Origin of the sequence: Pseudomonas sp. RIT411 (assembly GCF_003057735.2) — a bacterium.
In the GTDB taxonomy this organism is placed as follows: Bacteria; Pseudomonadota; Gammaproteobacteria; order Pseudomonadales; family Pseudomonadaceae; genus Chryseomonas; species Chryseomonas oryzihabitans.
The window spans coordinates 1-15,315 of sequence record NZ_QBIZ02000033.1 but is presented as its reverse complement, the minus strand read 5'-3'; the positions used below and the strand labels follow the sequence as shown (position 1 = coordinate 15,315).

General features: G+C 67.4%; 16 protein-coding genes. 5 read left to right on the top strand and 11 right to left on the bottom strand.

Annotated features, from left to right (window positions below; all coding sequences use genetic code 11):
• Positions 1-17: 17 nt before the first annotated feature.
• Entirely contained in the window at positions 18-1,688 is a 1,671-nt protein-coding gene (gene leuA / locus DBY63_RS24495) for a 2-isopropylmalate synthase (RefSeq protein ID WP_007162440.1), read from the bottom strand.
• 363 nt (positions 1,689-2,051) lie between these two features.
• On the opposite strand from leuA, the gene DBY63_RS24490 reads away from it, so the two are divergent.
• Positions 2,052-2,483: a DUF4174 domain-containing protein gene (locus DBY63_RS24490; protein WP_027598335.1), complete on the top strand. Its 432-nt coding sequence runs from the start codon at positions 2,052-2,054 to the stop codon at positions 2,481-2,483.
• A gap of 303 nt (positions 2,484-2,786) precedes the next feature.
• Here DBY63_RS24490 and DBY63_RS24485 read toward each other — a convergent pair whose 3' ends face one another.
• Positions 2,787-3,455, bottom strand: a complete 669-nt coding sequence (locus tag DBY63_RS24485; RefSeq protein WP_044341672.1) for a glutathione S-transferase — start codon at positions 3,453-3,455, stop codon at positions 2,787-2,789.
• Positions 3,456-3,484: 29 nt separating this feature from the next.
• Complete coding sequence (locus tag DBY63_RS24480) at positions 3,485-4,765, bottom strand: mechanosensitive ion channel family protein (RefSeq protein ID WP_027598333.1); 1,281 nt, start codon at positions 4,763-4,765, stop codon at positions 3,485-3,487.
• A gap of 112 nt (positions 4,766-4,877) precedes the next feature.
• On the opposite strand from DBY63_RS24480, the gene DBY63_RS24475 reads away from it, so the two are divergent.
• Together DBY63_RS24475 and DBY63_RS24470 are read left to right on the top strand one after the other, a co-directional pair.
• Entirely contained in the window at positions 4,878-5,267 is a 390-nt protein-coding gene (locus DBY63_RS24475; protein ID WP_108583041.1) for a DUF6491 family protein, read from the top strand.
• 6 nt (positions 5,268-5,273) lie between these two features.
• Positions 5,274-5,837, top strand: coding sequence for a DUF488 domain-containing protein (locus DBY63_RS24470; RefSeq protein WP_108583040.1), 564 nt, complete (start codon positions 5,274-5,276; stop codon positions 5,835-5,837).
• On the opposite strand, the gene DBY63_RS24465 is transcribed toward DBY63_RS24470, so the two are convergent.
• From DBY63_RS24465 to DBY63_RS24455, 3 genes are all read right to left on the bottom strand, one after another.
• Positions 5,834-6,040: a hypothetical protein gene (locus DBY63_RS24465; RefSeq protein ID WP_027598330.1), complete on the bottom strand. Its 207-nt coding sequence runs from the start codon at positions 6,038-6,040 to the stop codon at positions 5,834-5,836. The two genes, DBY63_RS24470 and DBY63_RS24465, sit on opposite strands and share 4 nt — an antisense overlap.
• Before the next feature lie 108 nt (positions 6,041-6,148).
• On the bottom strand, positions 6,149-6,970 hold the full coding sequence (locus DBY63_RS24460; RefSeq protein ID WP_108583039.1) for a peptidoglycan DD-metalloendopeptidase family protein: 822 nt from the start codon (positions 6,968-6,970) through the stop codon (positions 6,149-6,151).
• A gap of 76 nt (positions 6,971-7,046) precedes the next feature.
• A complete protein-coding gene (locus DBY63_RS24455) occupies positions 7,047-8,153 on the bottom strand; it encodes an L-dopachrome tautomerase-related protein (RefSeq protein WP_108583038.1) in 1,107 nt (368 codons plus the stop codon).
• A gap of 159 nt (positions 8,154-8,312) precedes the next feature.
• Here DBY63_RS24455 and DBY63_RS24450 point away from each other — a divergent pair, with 159 nt between their 5' ends.
• Positions 8,313-8,492, top strand: coding sequence for a hypothetical protein (locus DBY63_RS24450; RefSeq protein ID WP_027598327.1), 180 nt, complete (start codon positions 8,313-8,315; stop codon positions 8,490-8,492).
• A 3-nt stretch (positions 8,493-8,495) separates the two neighbouring features.
• On the opposite strand, the gene DBY63_RS24445 is transcribed toward DBY63_RS24450, so the two are convergent.
• Positions 8,496-9,533, bottom strand: coding sequence for a purine nucleoside permease (locus DBY63_RS24445; protein ID WP_108583037.1), 1,038 nt, complete (start codon positions 9,531-9,533; stop codon positions 8,496-8,498).
• 73 nt (positions 9,534-9,606) lie between these two features.
• Positions 9,607-10,986: an exodeoxyribonuclease VII large subunit gene (gene xseA / locus DBY63_RS24440; protein WP_007163078.1), complete on the bottom strand. Its 1,380-nt coding sequence runs from the start codon at positions 10,984-10,986 to the stop codon at positions 9,607-9,609.
• A gap of 102 nt (positions 10,987-11,088) precedes the next feature.
• Between xseA and DBY63_RS24435 the strand changes: the two genes are divergently transcribed.
• Positions 11,089-11,640, top strand: coding sequence for a hypothetical protein (locus DBY63_RS24435; RefSeq protein WP_027601495.1), 552 nt, complete (start codon positions 11,089-11,091; stop codon positions 11,638-11,640).
• A gap of 43 nt (positions 11,641-11,683) precedes the next feature.
• Here DBY63_RS24435 and DBY63_RS24430 read toward each other — a convergent pair whose 3' ends face one another.
• From DBY63_RS24430 to DBY63_RS24420, 3 genes are all read right to left on the bottom strand, one after another.
• Entirely contained in the window at positions 11,684-12,634 is a 951-nt protein-coding gene (locus DBY63_RS24430) for a phosphotransferase (RefSeq protein ID WP_108583036.1), read from the bottom strand.
• A 451-nt stretch (positions 12,635-13,085) separates the two neighbouring features.
• Positions 13,086-13,865 carry a 2-oxo-tetronate isomerase gene (otnI, locus tag DBY63_RS24425; protein ID WP_058790668.1) on the bottom strand — a complete coding sequence of 260 codons (780 nt, stop codon included), beginning with the start codon at positions 13,863-13,865 and terminating at the stop codon, positions 13,086-13,088.
• A 15-nt stretch (positions 13,866-13,880) separates the two neighbouring features.
• Positions 13,881-15,302 (bottom strand): SLC13 family permease, encoded by a 1,422-nt coding sequence (locus tag DBY63_RS24420; protein ID WP_256594535.1) that lies wholly within the window; start codon positions 15,300-15,302, stop codon positions 13,881-13,883.
• Between the last annotated feature and the right edge of the window lie 13 nt (positions 15,303-15,315).

The following is a 15,315-nucleotide window of genomic DNA, read 5'->3' as shown; positions in this document are numbered from 1 at the left end:
TTTGACGAATGTCAGTTTCAGGCGGCCTTGGCCTGGGCCTGGGTCACCGCGCGATTCAGGGCGCTGAGCAGGGCGCGGAAGCTGGCGGTGGTGATGTTCTCGTCGATGCCGATGCCATGCAGCGGACGCTGACCTTCCAGGCGGACCTCGATGTAGGAAGCGGCCTTGGCGTTGGCGCCGGCGCCGATGGAGTGCTCGTGGTAGTCCATGATCTCCACCGCCTGCGGCAGGCTGGCGACCAGGGCTTCCAGCGGACCCTTGGCGGTGCCGTGCCAGTGCTCGGTACGACCCTCGACGGCGACCTTGATGTCGACGGTGGAGGTGCCGTCTTCCTCGCGCAGCTTGTGGCTGACCAAGGCGTAGGGGCTCTTGGCCTGCAGGTATTCCTGTTCGAGCAGGGCGTGGATCTGCGCCGCGGTCATCTCCAGGCCCAGGCGATCGGTCTCGCGCTGCACCACCTGGCTGAATTCGATCTGCATGCGGCGCGGCAGGCTGATGCCGTATTCCTGTTCCAGCAGGAAGGCGATACCGCCCTTGCCCGACTGGCTGTTGACGCGGATGACCGCCTCGTAGTCGCGGCCGATGTCGGCCGGGTCGATGGGCAGGTAGGGCACTTCCCAGAGGGCGTCCGGCTTCTGCTGGGCGAAGCCCTTGCGGATGGCGTCCTGGTGGGAGCCGGAGAAGGCGGTGTGGACCAGATCGCCGACATAGGGATGGCGCGGGTGCACCGGCAGCTGGTTGCACTCCTCGACGGTCTTGCGCACGGCGTCGATGTCGGAGAAGTCCAGCTCGGGGTCGACGCCCTGGGTGTAGAGGTTGAGCGCCAGGGTCACCAGGCAGACGTTGCCGGTGCGCTCGCCATTGCCGAACAGGCAGCCTTCGACGCGATCGGCGCCGGCCATCACCGCCAGTTCCGAGGCGGCGACGCCGGTGCCGCGGTCGTTATGGGTGTGGACGCTGATCAGCACGCTGTCGCGGCGGTCGATGTGGCGACCGAACCATTCGATCTGGTCGGCGTAGTTGTTGGGCGTGGCGCACTCGATGGTGGCGGGCAGGTTGAGGATCAGCTTGTTGGCGGGGGTCGGCGCGAACACCGCGATCACCGCGTTGCACACCTCGACGGCGAAGTCGGTCTCGGTGGAGCTGAACACCTCGGGGGAGTACTCGAAGCCCCACTGGGTCTCCGGCCGCTCGGCGGCCAGGCGCACGATGGTCTGGCCGGCGGCCACGGCGATGGCCTTGACGCCGGCCTTGTCCTGGCCGAAGACGATGCGGCGGAAACTCGGCGCGCAGGCGTTGTAGTAGTGGACGATGGCGCGCTTGGCGCCCTTGAGCGATTCGAAGGTGCGCTCGATGAGGTCGTCACGGGCCTGGGTCAGCACCTGGATGGTGACGTCGTCGGGGATGTGACCGCCCTCGATCAGCTCGCGGACGAAGTCGAAGTCGGTCTGGGAGGCGGAGGGGAAGCCCACCTCGATCTCCTTCAGACCCACGGCGACCAGGCACTTGAAGAAGGCCATCTTCTTCTCGGCGTCCATCGGCTCGATCAGCGACTGGTTGCCGTCGCGCAGGTCGGTGGACAGCCAGATCGGCGCCTTGTCGATGACCTTGTCCGGCCAGGTGCGGTCGGGCAGGGCGACGGGCGTGAAGGGACGGTACTTCTGCGAGGGGTCTTTGAGCATGGTCATGGCGATTCTTTCCTTGGGCGTGGTCGGGACTTACGAAGCGAGCGCGGTCGAGCTTCGCAGTCGTGGACTGACCAGTCGCAGGCAGCGGTGCTGCCGGAGGAGGATGAGGGTATGGGCGTTGTGCATGGCGCTTACGTTAGTCCGCGCAGGGCAGGTCTCGCAATGTTCTTTTTGAAATTGGCAGGAATGTTCGATCAGCGCGATTTGCTGATGATTTATTGCTGGCTGAGGCTGGTTATTGGTGATTTCTAAAAGAGCGGGTTTGTGTTTTTTGTGTAACCCGAAATCGCCGGGGCGATCCCTGGCGTCGGGTTGGGGTCAATGCTGGACGATTCCCGGCAACCGAACGGAAGGAAGGCGTCCATGAAGACTCTGGTGCTGGCAGGGCTGGCGACCACCCTGATCGCCGGCTTGGCGTCGGCGGCCCAGGCCGCCGACAACCCTCTTGAGGCGGAACGCTGGAAGACGCGGCCGCTGATCCTGGTGGCGCCGACGGCGAAGGATCCCCAGGTCGCGAAGCTTCGCGAAGAACTGGCGCAGCCGGCCAATCGCGAAGCCTTCGTCGAGCGGGAAATGGTGCTCTATACGGTGGTGGGCGAGGCCGGCAGCCGCAACGGCGAGCCGCTGCGGCCGGAGCAGACCCGGGCGCTGCTCAAGGCCCTGGACGCCCGCGCTGGCCAGCCGGCAACGCTCTATCTGGTGGGCAAGGACGGCGGGGTCAAGGTGCGGGAGCAGCAGGATTGGTCGCTCAAGGCGCTGTTCGGCACCATCGACCGGATGCCGATGCGGCGGTAGTCGTGGCTCCCTCACCCCGGTCCTCTCCCAGGGGGAGAGGGGGTTCTCCGAGGCGATCCGGCCGCCGTGTAGGGTGGACAACGGCGCAGCCTTGTCCACGCGGGTAAGGTGCTGTGCCGTCAGTGGAAAACGCTGGCGCGGTTTTCCACGCTACGGGGTTGCAGTTTTCCCTCACCCCAGCCCTCTCCCGGAGGGAGAGGGGGCCTGTCGAGGCAGCCGGATGCAGCGTAGGTTGGATTGGGCTTCAGCGATGTGGCTACTTCAACCCAACCTATTGCGTGAGGATAATAGGCGTCCCAGCCTTCAGGCGTAGACGTAGGGCCCACCCTGCTCCAATGCCCGCTGATAAGCCGGACGAGCATGGATGCGCTTGAGGAAGTCCACCAGCTTGGGGCGCTTGCCGTTGTCCAGGCCGGCGCGGCTGGCGGCGGCTTCCAGGGGGAAGCTGAGCTGGATGTCGGCCGCGGTGAAGCTATCGCCGACGAACCAGCCGCTTTCGCCCAGCTGGCTTTCCAGGTAGTCCAGGTGCAGGTCGAGCTGGGGCTGGATGAAGCTGGCCGTAGCCTTGGCGGCGATGCCCTTGGCGATGGGCCTGGCAAAGAAGGGCATGGGCGAGCTAGCGATGCGGTCGAACACCAGCTTGAGCAGCAGCGGGGTCATGGCCGAGCCTTCGGCATAGTGCAGCCAGTAGGTGTAGCGCACGAACTCCGGGCTGTCCTGGGCGGGCAGCAATTGCGGGCCGTAGCGCCGCGCCAGGTAGTCGACGATGGCGCCGGATTCGGCCAGGGTCAGGTCGCCGTCGACGATCACCGGCGACTTGCCCAGCGGATGCACCTTGCGCAACTCCGGCGGGGCGAACAGGCCGCCCGCTGCTCGCTCGTAGCGTTGCACCCGATACTCGATACCGAGCTCTTCGAGCAGCCAGAGCACCCGCTGGGAGCGGGAGTTGTTCAGGTGGTGGACAACGATCATGGTCTTTCCTTAGGCCTGGAGCGGGCGGGTCAGGGCGCCGGGGTGCCCGGTTCGCCGAGGGACGTCATGGCCTCGGTCGGCTCCAGCCGCATGCGGAAATCGCGTCCGCTCGGGTGCTGGAACACATGGAGGCCGAATTCCGGGAGGATGGAGAGCAGGTGGTCGAAGATGTCCCCCTGGATGCCCTCATATTGCGCCCACACCGTGGTGTTGGTGAAGCAGTAGATCTCCACCGGCAGACCCTCGCTGGAGAGCGGCATCTGGCGCACCAGCAGGGTCATGCCCTGGTGCACCCCGGGATGGGCGCGCAGATAGCGCTCCACATAGGCGCGAAAGGTGCCCAGGTTGGTGACCCGGCGGGTGTTGACCGGCTCCTGGCCGCGTTTTTCCAGCTTGCGATTCCAGTCCGCCAGTTCCTGTTCCTTGGCGGTGAGGTAGTCGTCCAGCAGGTTGAAGCGGTGCAGGTGCTCGCGCTCGGCGTCGCTGAGGAAGTGCACGCTGTTCTGGTCGATGTTGAGCGCGCGCTTGATCCGTCGGCCACCGGCTTCCTGCATGCCGCGGTAGTTGCGGAAGGAGTCGGTGATGAATCTCTTGGTGGGGATGGTGGTGATGGTCTTGTCGAAGTTCTGCACCTTGACCGTGTGCAGGGCGATGTCGATGACGTCGCCGTCGGCGTTGAGCTGGGGCATCTCGATCCAGTCACCGACGCGGATGATGTCGTTGCTGGAGATCTGCACGCTGGCCACCAGGGACAGCAGGGTGTCCTGGAAGATCAGCAGCAGCACCGCGGCCATGGCGCCGAGGCCGGAGAGCAGGATCAGCGGCGAGCGGTCGATCAGGGTGGCGATCATCAGGATGACCGCGATGGCGTAGATGACGATCTTGCTGACCTGGACATAGCCCTTGATCGGCTTGAGCCGTGCCGAGGGCCGGCGCGAATAGAGCACGTTGACCACGTTCAGGGCGCTGCCCAGGGCCAGGGCGATGGTCAGCACGATGAAGGCGCTGCAGACGTTCTGCACCACGGTGACCAGGGCCTCGGGACGCCCGGGCACCAGTTCGATGCCGATCGACAGCACCAGGGCCGGGACGATGTTGGCCAGCCGGCCGATGACGCGGTGGTGATTGAGCTCCTGGTCCTGACCGAAGGAGGTGCTGCGCAGCAGGCGATAGAAGCCGCGCACCAGGATGCGCTTGACGATCCAGTTGAGCACCCAGGCCGCCAGCAGCAGGCCGAGGCAGGCGACCAGGGTGAGCAGTTGCGGGTGTTTTTCGAGGTCGTCGATCAGGTTGGTCAGGGCCGTGGGCATAGGGGGTCTCTTGACGGGATACTACGGGCGCCACGTTAGCAAAGCTGCGCCCAGCATGCCGTATTCGGCGCCTGTGCTCGGTCCAAGGTTCAGCCCTTCCAGGAAAAATTCCATGCGCTTCACCCCGACCCTTCTCACCCTCGTCGCCGTGCTGCTGCTCGCCGGTTGCGCCGGACGTCCCTTCGGACCGCCGACCCTGGACGATCGCCTGGCCGACCTCGGCTATCGGCAGGGCGCGGCCATGGACACCATCCTGGGCTTCGATCTGTCCGGCTGGCACTACCTGGACACCCGGCACCTGGCGCTGGGCACCGGGTTGGGCCGCGCCTACCTGGTGGACTTCGCCGTGCCCTGCCGCAATCTGGCCGCTGGCAATCGCCTCGGCTATCGCTCGCGGGCTGCCGGCCTGCGCCCGGGTGACGTCCTCGTCTCCACCGATGCCCGGGGCAACCGTATGGAGTGCCCCATCGGCGGGCTGTATCGCCTCGATCCCTGGCGCTGAAATCCCATGATCCTGACCCTCGGCCACTCCAATCATCCGCTGGCGCGCTATGTCGAGCTGCTGCAGGCGCAGGGGGTGACGGCAGTGGCCGATGTGCGCTCCCAACCCTATAGCCGCCATGTGCCCCAGTATCGCCGCGAGGCCCTGCGCGACGGTCTGGCCGCGGCGGGGATCGCCTATGTGTTCTTGGGCCGGGAGCTGGGCGCGCGCAGCCCGGACCCAGCGCATTACGAGGACGGACAGCTGCGCTATGACCGCCTGGCCGCCAGCGCGCCGTTCCAGCAGGGATTGCTGCGGCTGGAGCAGGGCCAGGCCCGCTGGCGCATCGCCCTGCTCTGCGCCGAGCGCGATCCCCTGACCTGTCATCGTGGCCTGCTGGTGGCGCCCTGCCTGGTGCTGCGGGGCCTGACGGTCGCCCATATCCACCCGGATGGGCATCTGGAAAGCCAGGCCGAGCTGGAAGACCGGCTATTGGCCGCGAGCGGTCTGGCGGATGGCGATCTGTTCAGCTCGCGAGAGGAACGGCTGGAGCGGGCCTATGCCCGCCACGGCTGGGGGCCAGGTGTCTAGCGCTCCACCGGCTCGCGCTTCTTCCACCAGCCGGCGAACAGGCCGACTGGATAGAGCGTCACCATGACGGCGAACACCACCCAGGTGCGCCAGGACCAGGCCGACAGCACGAACCCCTGGGAGAAGCCGACCAGCAGGTAGCAGGCCGCGGCGACCAGCAGGATGCTGCCGAGGGCACTGCCGAAGCGGGGTTTCTCAGTCATGGCGTCGGCTCCAGGCCCGGGCGGCCGCAGGAAGGAAAGGGCGTTCCTTTTAAGCCGAAGCCGGCTGTCTGGCAATGCCTGCGACTGCTACCAATTGTTTGCCACTGCTCAGGGTTTGAAGGCACCGATGAAGATGCTCGGATCGACGCGCACGTCGTTGAGGCTGACATTCCAGTGCAGGTGCGGGCCGGTCGCGCGCCCGGTGCTGCCGACGCGACCGACCACCCCGCCACGGGGCACCTCCTGGCCGACCTGGACATCAACACGGGAGAGGTGACAGAACATGCTGATCAGCCCCTGGCCGTGGTCGACGAACACCGTCTTGCCGTTGAAGAAGTAGTCGCCCACCAGCACCACCTTGCCGGCCGCGGGCGCCTTGACCGGGGTGCCGGCGGGCACCGCGAAGTCCAGGCCGGAATGCGGATTGCGCTCCTGTCCATTGAAGAAGCGGCGCAGGCCGAAGGGACTGGAGAGCGAGCCGTCCACCGGCTTGTCGAGGAGCAGATTGCTGGGCTGGTTCGGCGAGAACAGCCGGTAGGCGGCCTGCTGTTCGGCCAGTTCGCGCTCGAAGCGCTTGAGGTCCTCGGGATTGGGGGTGACCTGGCGCTGGTTCTTCAGGGTGATGCGCTGCTCGGCATAGTGGCGGCTACCGACCGTGAAGGCCTGGGGTGCGGCGCCGGCGACCTCCAGCGGCTGGCGACCCGCGGCGGTGCCCAGGGGGATGCCGACGATGGCTACCCAGCCGTTGCCGTCCTTGACCACCAGCACCGGCTTGCCCTGGTAGCGTACCCGCGGCGCCGCGTCGCCGGGGATCGGCACCACGGCGACGCCACCCGGCACGGGCTTGTCCAGCAGGCGTTGCAGGTAGGTACCGGCGTGGGCGGGCAGGGCGAGGAACAGGCAGCAGAGCAGGGGCAGCAGGCGGGACATGGGGTTTTCCAACGGCGAAAACGCCCATGCTGGAGCAGGCGAGGGCCGCAGGGCAAGGCGCCCGCAGCCCGCTTCGTCAGTTGGGCACGATCTTGTAGAGCACGGTTTCCAGGGCCGGCTTCTGCTTGGGATCGAAGAAGCTCATTTCGGGGATGCGCGAATCCGTGACATAGACGGTGCCATCCGGTCCGCGACCAAAGGTGTCCGGCCAGATCAGTTTCTTGTCCTGCACCAGGGTGGTGAGCTGGCCGTTCTCGCGGATCTTCACCGCATGGTCTTCCACCGCGCTGACATAGAGGCGCCCTTGCGGGTCCATCAGCAGGCCATCGGCCGGCCCGTTCTCGCCGACCTTTTCCACCTTGGCCGGCAGGCTGGCGAGGTCGTCGCCCTGCAGCGCCGCGGTGGCGATGCGGTAGAGGGTATTGCCCTTGACCGCCTGCCAGTAGAGGTAGTCGCCTGCCGGGGAGAGGGCGATGCCGTCGGCGGAGAATTCCACGCCGCGGCCATCCGGACGCATCAGCGGCTCGCCATCGGCCTTGACCTTGACGCCCTTCTCGGCCTGGGTGCTCGGATCGCCATCCAGGGCGCGCCGCGCCTTGCCGCTCTCCAGATCCAGGACCACCAGGGCGCCGCGGGCACCGGAATCGGTGATATAGGCGTGGCGACCGTCCGGGCTGAATCTCACGTCGTTGAGGTAGCTGCCCTGGGGCGCCACGCTTTCGTCCAGCGCATAGACCTTGCTCACCTGGTTGCTGGCCAGGTCGATCCTGACCAGCTTGGGTGCGCCGGGCACCACCAGCGCCTGGGCCGGAGCGCCCGGATCGATCACCCAGAGACTGCCGCGACCGTCGGCCACCACGGATTGCACGCAGACCCAGTGGTTGCCCGGAGTCAGCTCGTCGCGCTTGGCATTGCGCCAGCCGTTCCAGGCCGGGTCCGGATAAGGCACCAGGCTGCCATCGGGCTTGAGTTCAGCGACCGAGACCTCGCTGTCTTCGGTCCAGCGGGGGAAGTTGACGAAGATCCGTCCGCTCTCGCTGACGGTGACGCCGGTGACCTGGTGATCGAAGCTGGCGACCTTTTCCAGTTTGGCGCTGGATTCGGCGGCCAGGGCGACCGGTGCCAGGGGCAGGGCGGTCAGCAGGGTGGCCAGGGCGAGGCGGGAGAGGGCGGGTCTGGGCATGGCGGATTCCTGATGGGTGACCGGAAGGGCCGGTCCTGCAGGTACGACTGCGCCAGCCGCCTGGAAGATCGCCGGGACCGACGGCCGGCCGGCCCTGGCCCCGGCGGGAACGTCCGTGGAAATCCCGGGGTCCTCCTTCAAATCCCAAGGGAGAAGACCATGCCTCGTCTCATCACCAGCAGCCTGGCCCTGCTGACCCTCGGCGCTCTGCTCGCCGGTTGCGACAAGTCGCCGGAAACGCCACCACCCCAGCGCAGCGAGGTGGTACAAAAGAGCGCGCCGGGCAGCGATCCGGCTACCCAGTCACCCGAGCGAACCGTGGAGCAGCCCCGCCAGTAGGGCTCAGCTCGCCGGCACGCCCTGCTGCCAGATATCCCAGTGTTCGACGATCTCCTGCACCAGCGGATTGCCGGTGCGATAGAGATTTTCCAGCGCCGGGGCGAAACCGCCCTGCTTGGCGTAGTCGAGCAGGTTGTCGACCTCGGAGGCGCCCTTGGCCGGGCGGTCGAAGTCCGAGCCGGCACGGACCACCGCCAGGCGCTGCAGGTCGACCTTGCCCAGGCGGCTGGCGCGCAGCAGGGCCTCGTAGGTGGCGTTGTCCTCCTGCTGGGTGGTGCAGTAGCGGCCCTGGCCGTTGGTGAGCAGGCGGGTCCACTCCTCGGCACGTTCGGAGAGGCGGGTGCCGGAATACCAGGTGTCGCCGGCTAGGGTGTCGCAGCGGGTCACCACCGGCGGCTGGTTGGCCGGGGCGTAATCGTAGCGTTGGCGCCAGGCCTTGGATTCCGCGCTTTCCGTCAGCTCGGCCTGGCGGGACAGGGCATAGGCCTTGTCCCTCAGCCGCACATTGAGTTCGAACACCTCGGTCTTGTAGTCCAGCGGCGGTTTCTCGCCCGGCCCCCGGGTGTTGATGCCCAGGTAGCCGGTGGGCCAGTCCTTGGGCACGTCGCGGGGATCGAGCTCCCACTGGATGCCGAAGTCCACCAGGTAGCGCGCCCAGGCGGTGGTGCCCAGGGTGCCTTCCTTGGGACTGATCCCGGCGATGCCGGCGATCAGGAAGTAGGTGTGTTTGAGGTCGAACTTGGGCGACAGGGTCAGCGCCAGGGTCGAGGCGGCGGCATTGGCGTGCCCCATTCCAGTGGTCATCAGGCACACCCGTGCCTCATTGCAGAGCACATTTGGATAGTCGGCGGACAGGCCGTCGACGGCGACCTTATGGGTGAGCTTGAGGCGATCGATCCAGGTCTGGGCCTCGGGGGCGAACATCGCCACGAGCATGACCTTGGGTTGCAGCGGCGCGGCGGGCGGGGTCGCGGCCTGGGCCGCGCCGGCCAGCAGGGCGGTGGTGAGGGGAAACAGGGAAGCGCGCAGAAGGGAATGCATGGAGGGCCTCGGTAGGGGGAAATCCTGACCGAGGGTTCAAGATACATGCCACCATCGGTCCGGGTTGGACCGATTAGTCCAACAGAGACAGAGTGGTGGGTTCTTGGTGATTGTCCAGTACCCGCACCGCCAGTTCGCCCTCGGCGAGGCGGGCAATGAGCTTTTGCCCATTGGCGACCTCGGCGGCGGACCGCACGGCATGGCCCCGCTCGTCGAGCAGGATGCTGTAGCCGCGACCCAGGGTCGCCAGGGGGCTGACGATCTGCAGCGTCTGCACGGTGCCGGCCAGGCGTTGCTGGCGCTCCTTCAGCTGGCGCTGCATGACCCGGGGCAGCCGCTCGGCCAGTTGCTCCAGGCGCTGGCGCAACAGAGCCAACTGGCGCCCGGGATGCTGGCCGGCCAGGCGGGTGTCCAGGTGCGCCAGGCGATCGCGTCGGCGATTCTGGGCGATGACATAGGCGCGTCTCAGGCGCAGATCCAGGTCGTCCAGCCGCTGGGCCTGCTGGCGCAGTCGTTCGCCGGGATGGCGCAGGCGGCGGCTGCAGGCCTCCAGGCGCAGGCGTTCCCGGGCCAGGCGTTCGCGCATGCGCAGGAGCAGCTGGCGATGCAGGCCGTCCAGGCGCTGGCGCAGGTCGGCGCTATGGGGCGCGAGCAATTCCGCGGCCGCCGACGGGGTAGGGGCACGGACATCGGCGACGAAGTCGGCGATGGAGACATCGGTCTCGTGGCCGACGGCGCTCACCACCGGGGTCTGGCAGGCGGCCAGGGCGCGGGCCACGGGTTCTTCGTTGAAACACCAGAGGTCTTCCAGAGAGCCACCGCCCCGGGCCAGGATCAGCGCATCGAAGCCCTGGCGGTCGGCCAGTTGCAGGGCGCGGACGATCTGGGCGGTGGCCTCGCGACCCTGCACGGCGGTGGGGATCAGCGTCAGCTCCACCTGGGGCGCGCGTCTCTTGAAGACGCTGACGATGTCGCGGATCACCGCGCCGGTCGGCGAGGAGACGATGCCGATGCGCTGCGGATGGGCGGGCAGCGGGCGCTTGCGTTCGGCGGCGAACAGGCCTTCGGCGGCCAGCCGCTCCTTGAGCGCCTCGAAGGCCAGGCGCAGGGCGCCGTCGCCGGCCGGTTCGACGCTGTCGAGGATCAGCTGGTAGTCGCCGCGGCCCTCGAACAGCGAGACCTTGCCGCGCACCTTGACCGCCAGGCCGTCGCGCAGCGCCTGGCGCACCCGGCTGGCGTGCTGGCGGAACAGCGCGCAACGCACCTGGGCCTGGCCGTCCTTGAGGGTGAAATAGAGATGGCCGGACGCCGGCTTGGCCAGGTTGGAGATCTCGCCCTCGACCCAGACCTGGGCGAAGACGTCCTCCAGCAGCACCCGGGCGCGGCTGTTGAGCTGGCTGACGCTGAGCACCTCGCGGTCGAGACCGAGGCGGGCGAAGGGGTCCTTGAACATGGGGCGCTTTCTATGGCTTTCGTCGGCCTCACCTTAGCAGCTATGGGCGCGCGGCGAGCAGCGGATTAAGCTGCGCGCCCCATTCTTCGAGACCCGCGTTCCATGACCCTGCGCCAGACCATCCTCGCTCCCCGCATTTCCAGCCATCCACGGGTGGAGCGCACCGCCGTGGAGATCCTTGGCTGGCTCGCCGCCAGCGGCGTGGTCCGGGCCGAGGCCTCGCCCTGCCTGCCCAGCCGCGGCCGGCGGGGCCATGCGCCGGGTCCGCGACTGACCGAGGTGCTGCGCCTGGCGCCGGGCATGGACGATCCGCGCGACTATGCCGATGGCGGTCTGGAGATCGTCACCGAGCGCTGCATCTTCACCCCGCTGGACGGCTTCGAGGGGCGGGCGCGTTGCCCTGCCTGCCGTCGCGAGATCGGTGAAGCGCTGTTCGAGCACCTGGAGGTGTGGATGCCAGCAGAAAGCGACAACTTCGCCTGCCCGGAATGCGATCACGAAGACGACATCAACGGCTTCGACTTCCCCCAGCCCTGCGCCTTTTCCGACCTGGGCTTCATCTTCAACCACTGGCCGGCACGGGCCTTCGCTCCGGCCTTTCTGGAGGAATTCCGGAGAAGGCTGGGGCAGCCGTTGGCGGTGGTGGAGGTGTAGCCTCCGGGGCGAAGTCCTGGTGTACTAAATCGCCCCGTACCCTTCATGGCAGCCAAGCTGACAATTCAGCGGTACTCCAGCGTCGCAGCTCGTCTTTCATGGGCTCATCCAAGTAGCCGGTCCATACCCTGCGGCTGGGCCCGACCAGGCGATACAGCGTCTGGAATCCCAGGTGCAGACGCAGGCGCCGCCAGGCTTCTGTATCGATAGCCTGGTTGCGCGCGGAGCAATAGCCTACCCAGGCGGCCGCGATGGTCGCTTCGGGATCGACGCCCAAGCGCAGGTCGCGGATCAGGTACTCGCTCAGCAGATAGGCAAGGTCGTACAGGCCTTCGCCAAAGTGTCCCTGTTCAAAGTCGATCACGGAAACCTTGCCGTTGGCGCTGAGGATGTTGCGCGAGTTGAGATCACCGTGCACCGGCTCCTCGGTGCGTTGCAGGTAGTCGGCCGCAAAGTGCTCGCCAGCCTTGCGTAACCCTGGCGGCAGCTCGGATAACACCTGGGTGTACTGCAACTCGATCTTGAAGGCCTTGAACGGTCCGCTGGCGTCCAGCAGCTGCGGGCGTGGCTCTAGCGGCAGGCCGTGCAGCGCACCCAGCCAGGCTGTCACGGCGTGCAGCGCCGTGTCTGCGTCTGGGCCATTGCCCACGAGTACGTCATAGAGCGGCTCGCCCTGCGCCTGCTCCATTGCCACGATGTCGAGCGCCGGCTCTACCGCAACCAGAAGGGGCACCGCTACGCGTGGTTCGCGGGCACTCGCATCCAGCGCGAGGTCATGCCAGCGGGAGGCGACCAGGCAGCGCTCAGCGGCGCGGGCGGGAAGCGGCGGAAAGTCGCCGGAGCTTGCCGTATCGGTAAAGCGCTTCAGATAGGTCGTACCGGCAGCGGACTGCACCTGCACCACGCGATTGAACAGTCCGCCGGTGGCCAACTGGAGCCGTTGTGGCGAGGGCCATAGCTGGCGTGCCACAGCCTCCATTTCAGGATCGATCATCGGGGCCAAGGACGTAACCTTCTGCGAGGAGTTGGCGGTGAGTGAGCACGTCTAGGACGTACGTCATGCACAACGACGCTATAGGCTTGGTGTTACCGGAAATAGCTCATGGCTGTGCGGGTTGCCGATGAATTTGGCGGCTGGCGAACATGGAGAAGCCGCCGTGAGTGTTCAGGTGGGGCCGCGACAGCCCCGTAGCGTAGAAAACGGCGCAGCGTTTTCCACTGGGCGTGGTGCCTGGCGGTGGACAAGGCTGCGCCGTTGTCCACCCTACCAGTCTGGTCGTAGGTTGGGTTGAGACGGCTTCATCGTCGAAGCCCAACAGAGGCGGCGGGAAGGGTGCAGTGTTGGGCTTCGCTTTGCTCAACCCAACCTACGATCCCGTAGGTTGGGTTGAGACGGCTCTTTCGTCGAAGCCCAACGGGGGCGCAGGCAACGCGGGATATCGGGTTTACGCCCTGAGCTTACGCAACCACTCCAGCCCCGCCGAGGTATCACCGCGCGGGCGGTACTCGCAGCCGATCCAGCCGTCGTAGCCGAGGGCGTCGAAGCGCTCGAACAGGTAGGGGTAATGGAGCTCGCCCAGGTCCGGTTCGTGGCGGTCGGGCACGCCGGCGATCTGCACGTGGCCGATGCCGGCGAAGTCGCGCTCGAAGGTCTTGCTGACGTCGCCCTCGACGATCTGGCAGTGGTAGCAGTCGAATTGCACCTTCAGATTGTCAGCGCCTATGGCCTGGCGGATGGCCTGGGCGTCGTCCTGGCGATTGAGGAAATAGCCGGGCATGTCGCGCGGGTTGATCGGCTCGATGAGGATCGTTACCCCGGCCTTGGCCGCCTGCTCGGCGGCATGGGCCAGGTTGCCCAGGTAGGTGTCGCGGGCGCGGGCCCGGTCGACCCCGGTGGGCAGCAGCCCAGCCATCACGTGCACCAGGCGATTGCCCAGCACGGCGGCGTAGTCCAGGGCGCGGTCGATGCCGGCGCGGCACTCGGCCTCGCGACCGGGCAGGGCGGCCAGGCCGCGCTCGCCAGCGGCCCAGTCACCGGGTGGGGCATTGAACAGCACCTGGGTCAGGCCGGCGGAGTCCAGCCGGGCCTTGATCTCGGCGGCGGTGTGCTCATAGGGAAAGAGGTATTCCACGGCCTGGAAACCATCCGCCGCGGCGGCGGCGAAGCGGTCGAGGAAGGCATGCTCGGGGTAGAGCATGCTGAGGTTAGCGGCGAAGCGGGGCATGGCTTGTCTCCCAGATCAGACGAAGGGCCAGAGCAGCAGGGTGATGGCGAAGCCCAGGCACCCCAGCAGGGTGGTCAGGACGGTCCAGGTACGCAAGCCGTCGGCGACGCTCAGGCCGACCAGCTTGGTGAAGATCCAGTAGCCGGCGTCGTTGATGTGCGACACGGCCAGGCCGCCGGCGCCCATGGCCAGGCACAGCAGGGCCATGTGGTTGGCCGACAGGTCCAGGGTGGCGATCAGCGGGCCGAGGATGCCGGCGGTGGTGACCAGGGCCACGGTGGTGGAGCCCTGGACCGCGCGCAGCAGCAGGGTCAGCACGAAGCCCAGCGCCAGCACCGGCAGGCCGGTGGCGCGCAGCAGCTCCGAGACCACCGCGCCGATGCCGGTGTCCACCAGCACCTTGCCGAAGACGCCGCCGGCACCGGCGATGAGGATGACCATGGCTACGCCGGGCAGCGCCGAGCCGATGACGTCCGAGACCTGCTCGCGCGACCAGCCGCGGCGGAAGCCCAGCACATAGGCGCACAGCAGGGTGTCGATCAGCAGGGCCACCAGGGGCGCGCCGACCACGGTGAGGATGTCGCGCAGCAGGTTGCCGGCGGGCAGCCAGCTGGTGGCCAGGGTACCCAGCAGGATCAGCACGATGGGCAGCAGGATCAGGGTCACTACCAGGCCGAAGCCGGGGGCCGGGGCGGGCGGCAGACCGGCGGCGAGGCCGGCCGGGGTCTCGTCGACCTTGACCGCGGCGGCGCCGAGGCTGGGCAGGCCGGGCGCCATGTCCTGGCCGCGGCCCCACTGCTGCAGGTGGGTGTCGGTGATCTGCGGACCATAGACGTCGCTACGGATGTCGTCGGTCATGGGGTAGTGACGACGGGTCATGCGCCCGGCCACCCACCAGCCGATCAGGGCCAGCACGGCGGTGATCGGCAGGCCGAACAGCAGCACCCGACCGAGATCCGCGCCCAGCTGGCCGGCGGCGGCCACGGCGCCCGGGTGGGGCGGCAGCATGGCGTGCACGGTGAGCATGGTGGCGCACATCGGCAGGGCGAAGACGATCAGCGGCTTGCGCGCAGTGCGGGCGATGCCATAGGCCAGCGGCATCAGCACGATCACGCCGACCTCGAAGAACACCGGGATACCGACCAGGAAGCCGGCCAGGGTCAGCGCCAGCGGCGTGCGTCTGTTGCCGAAGCGCTCGATCAGCGTCTTGGCCAGGGCCTCGGCGCCACCGGAGAGTTCGATGATGCGCCCGATCATGGCGCCCAGGGCGATGATGATGGCGATGTGGCCGAGGATCTTGCCCATGCCGCCTTCGATGGTCGCCACCAGCTTGGACGGCTCGACCCCGGCGGCCAGGGCCACCAGGATGCTCACCAGCATCAGCGCCACGAAGGGCTGGAATTTGTACTTGAGAACCAGGAACAGCAGCAGGGCGATGCCCGCCGCGGCG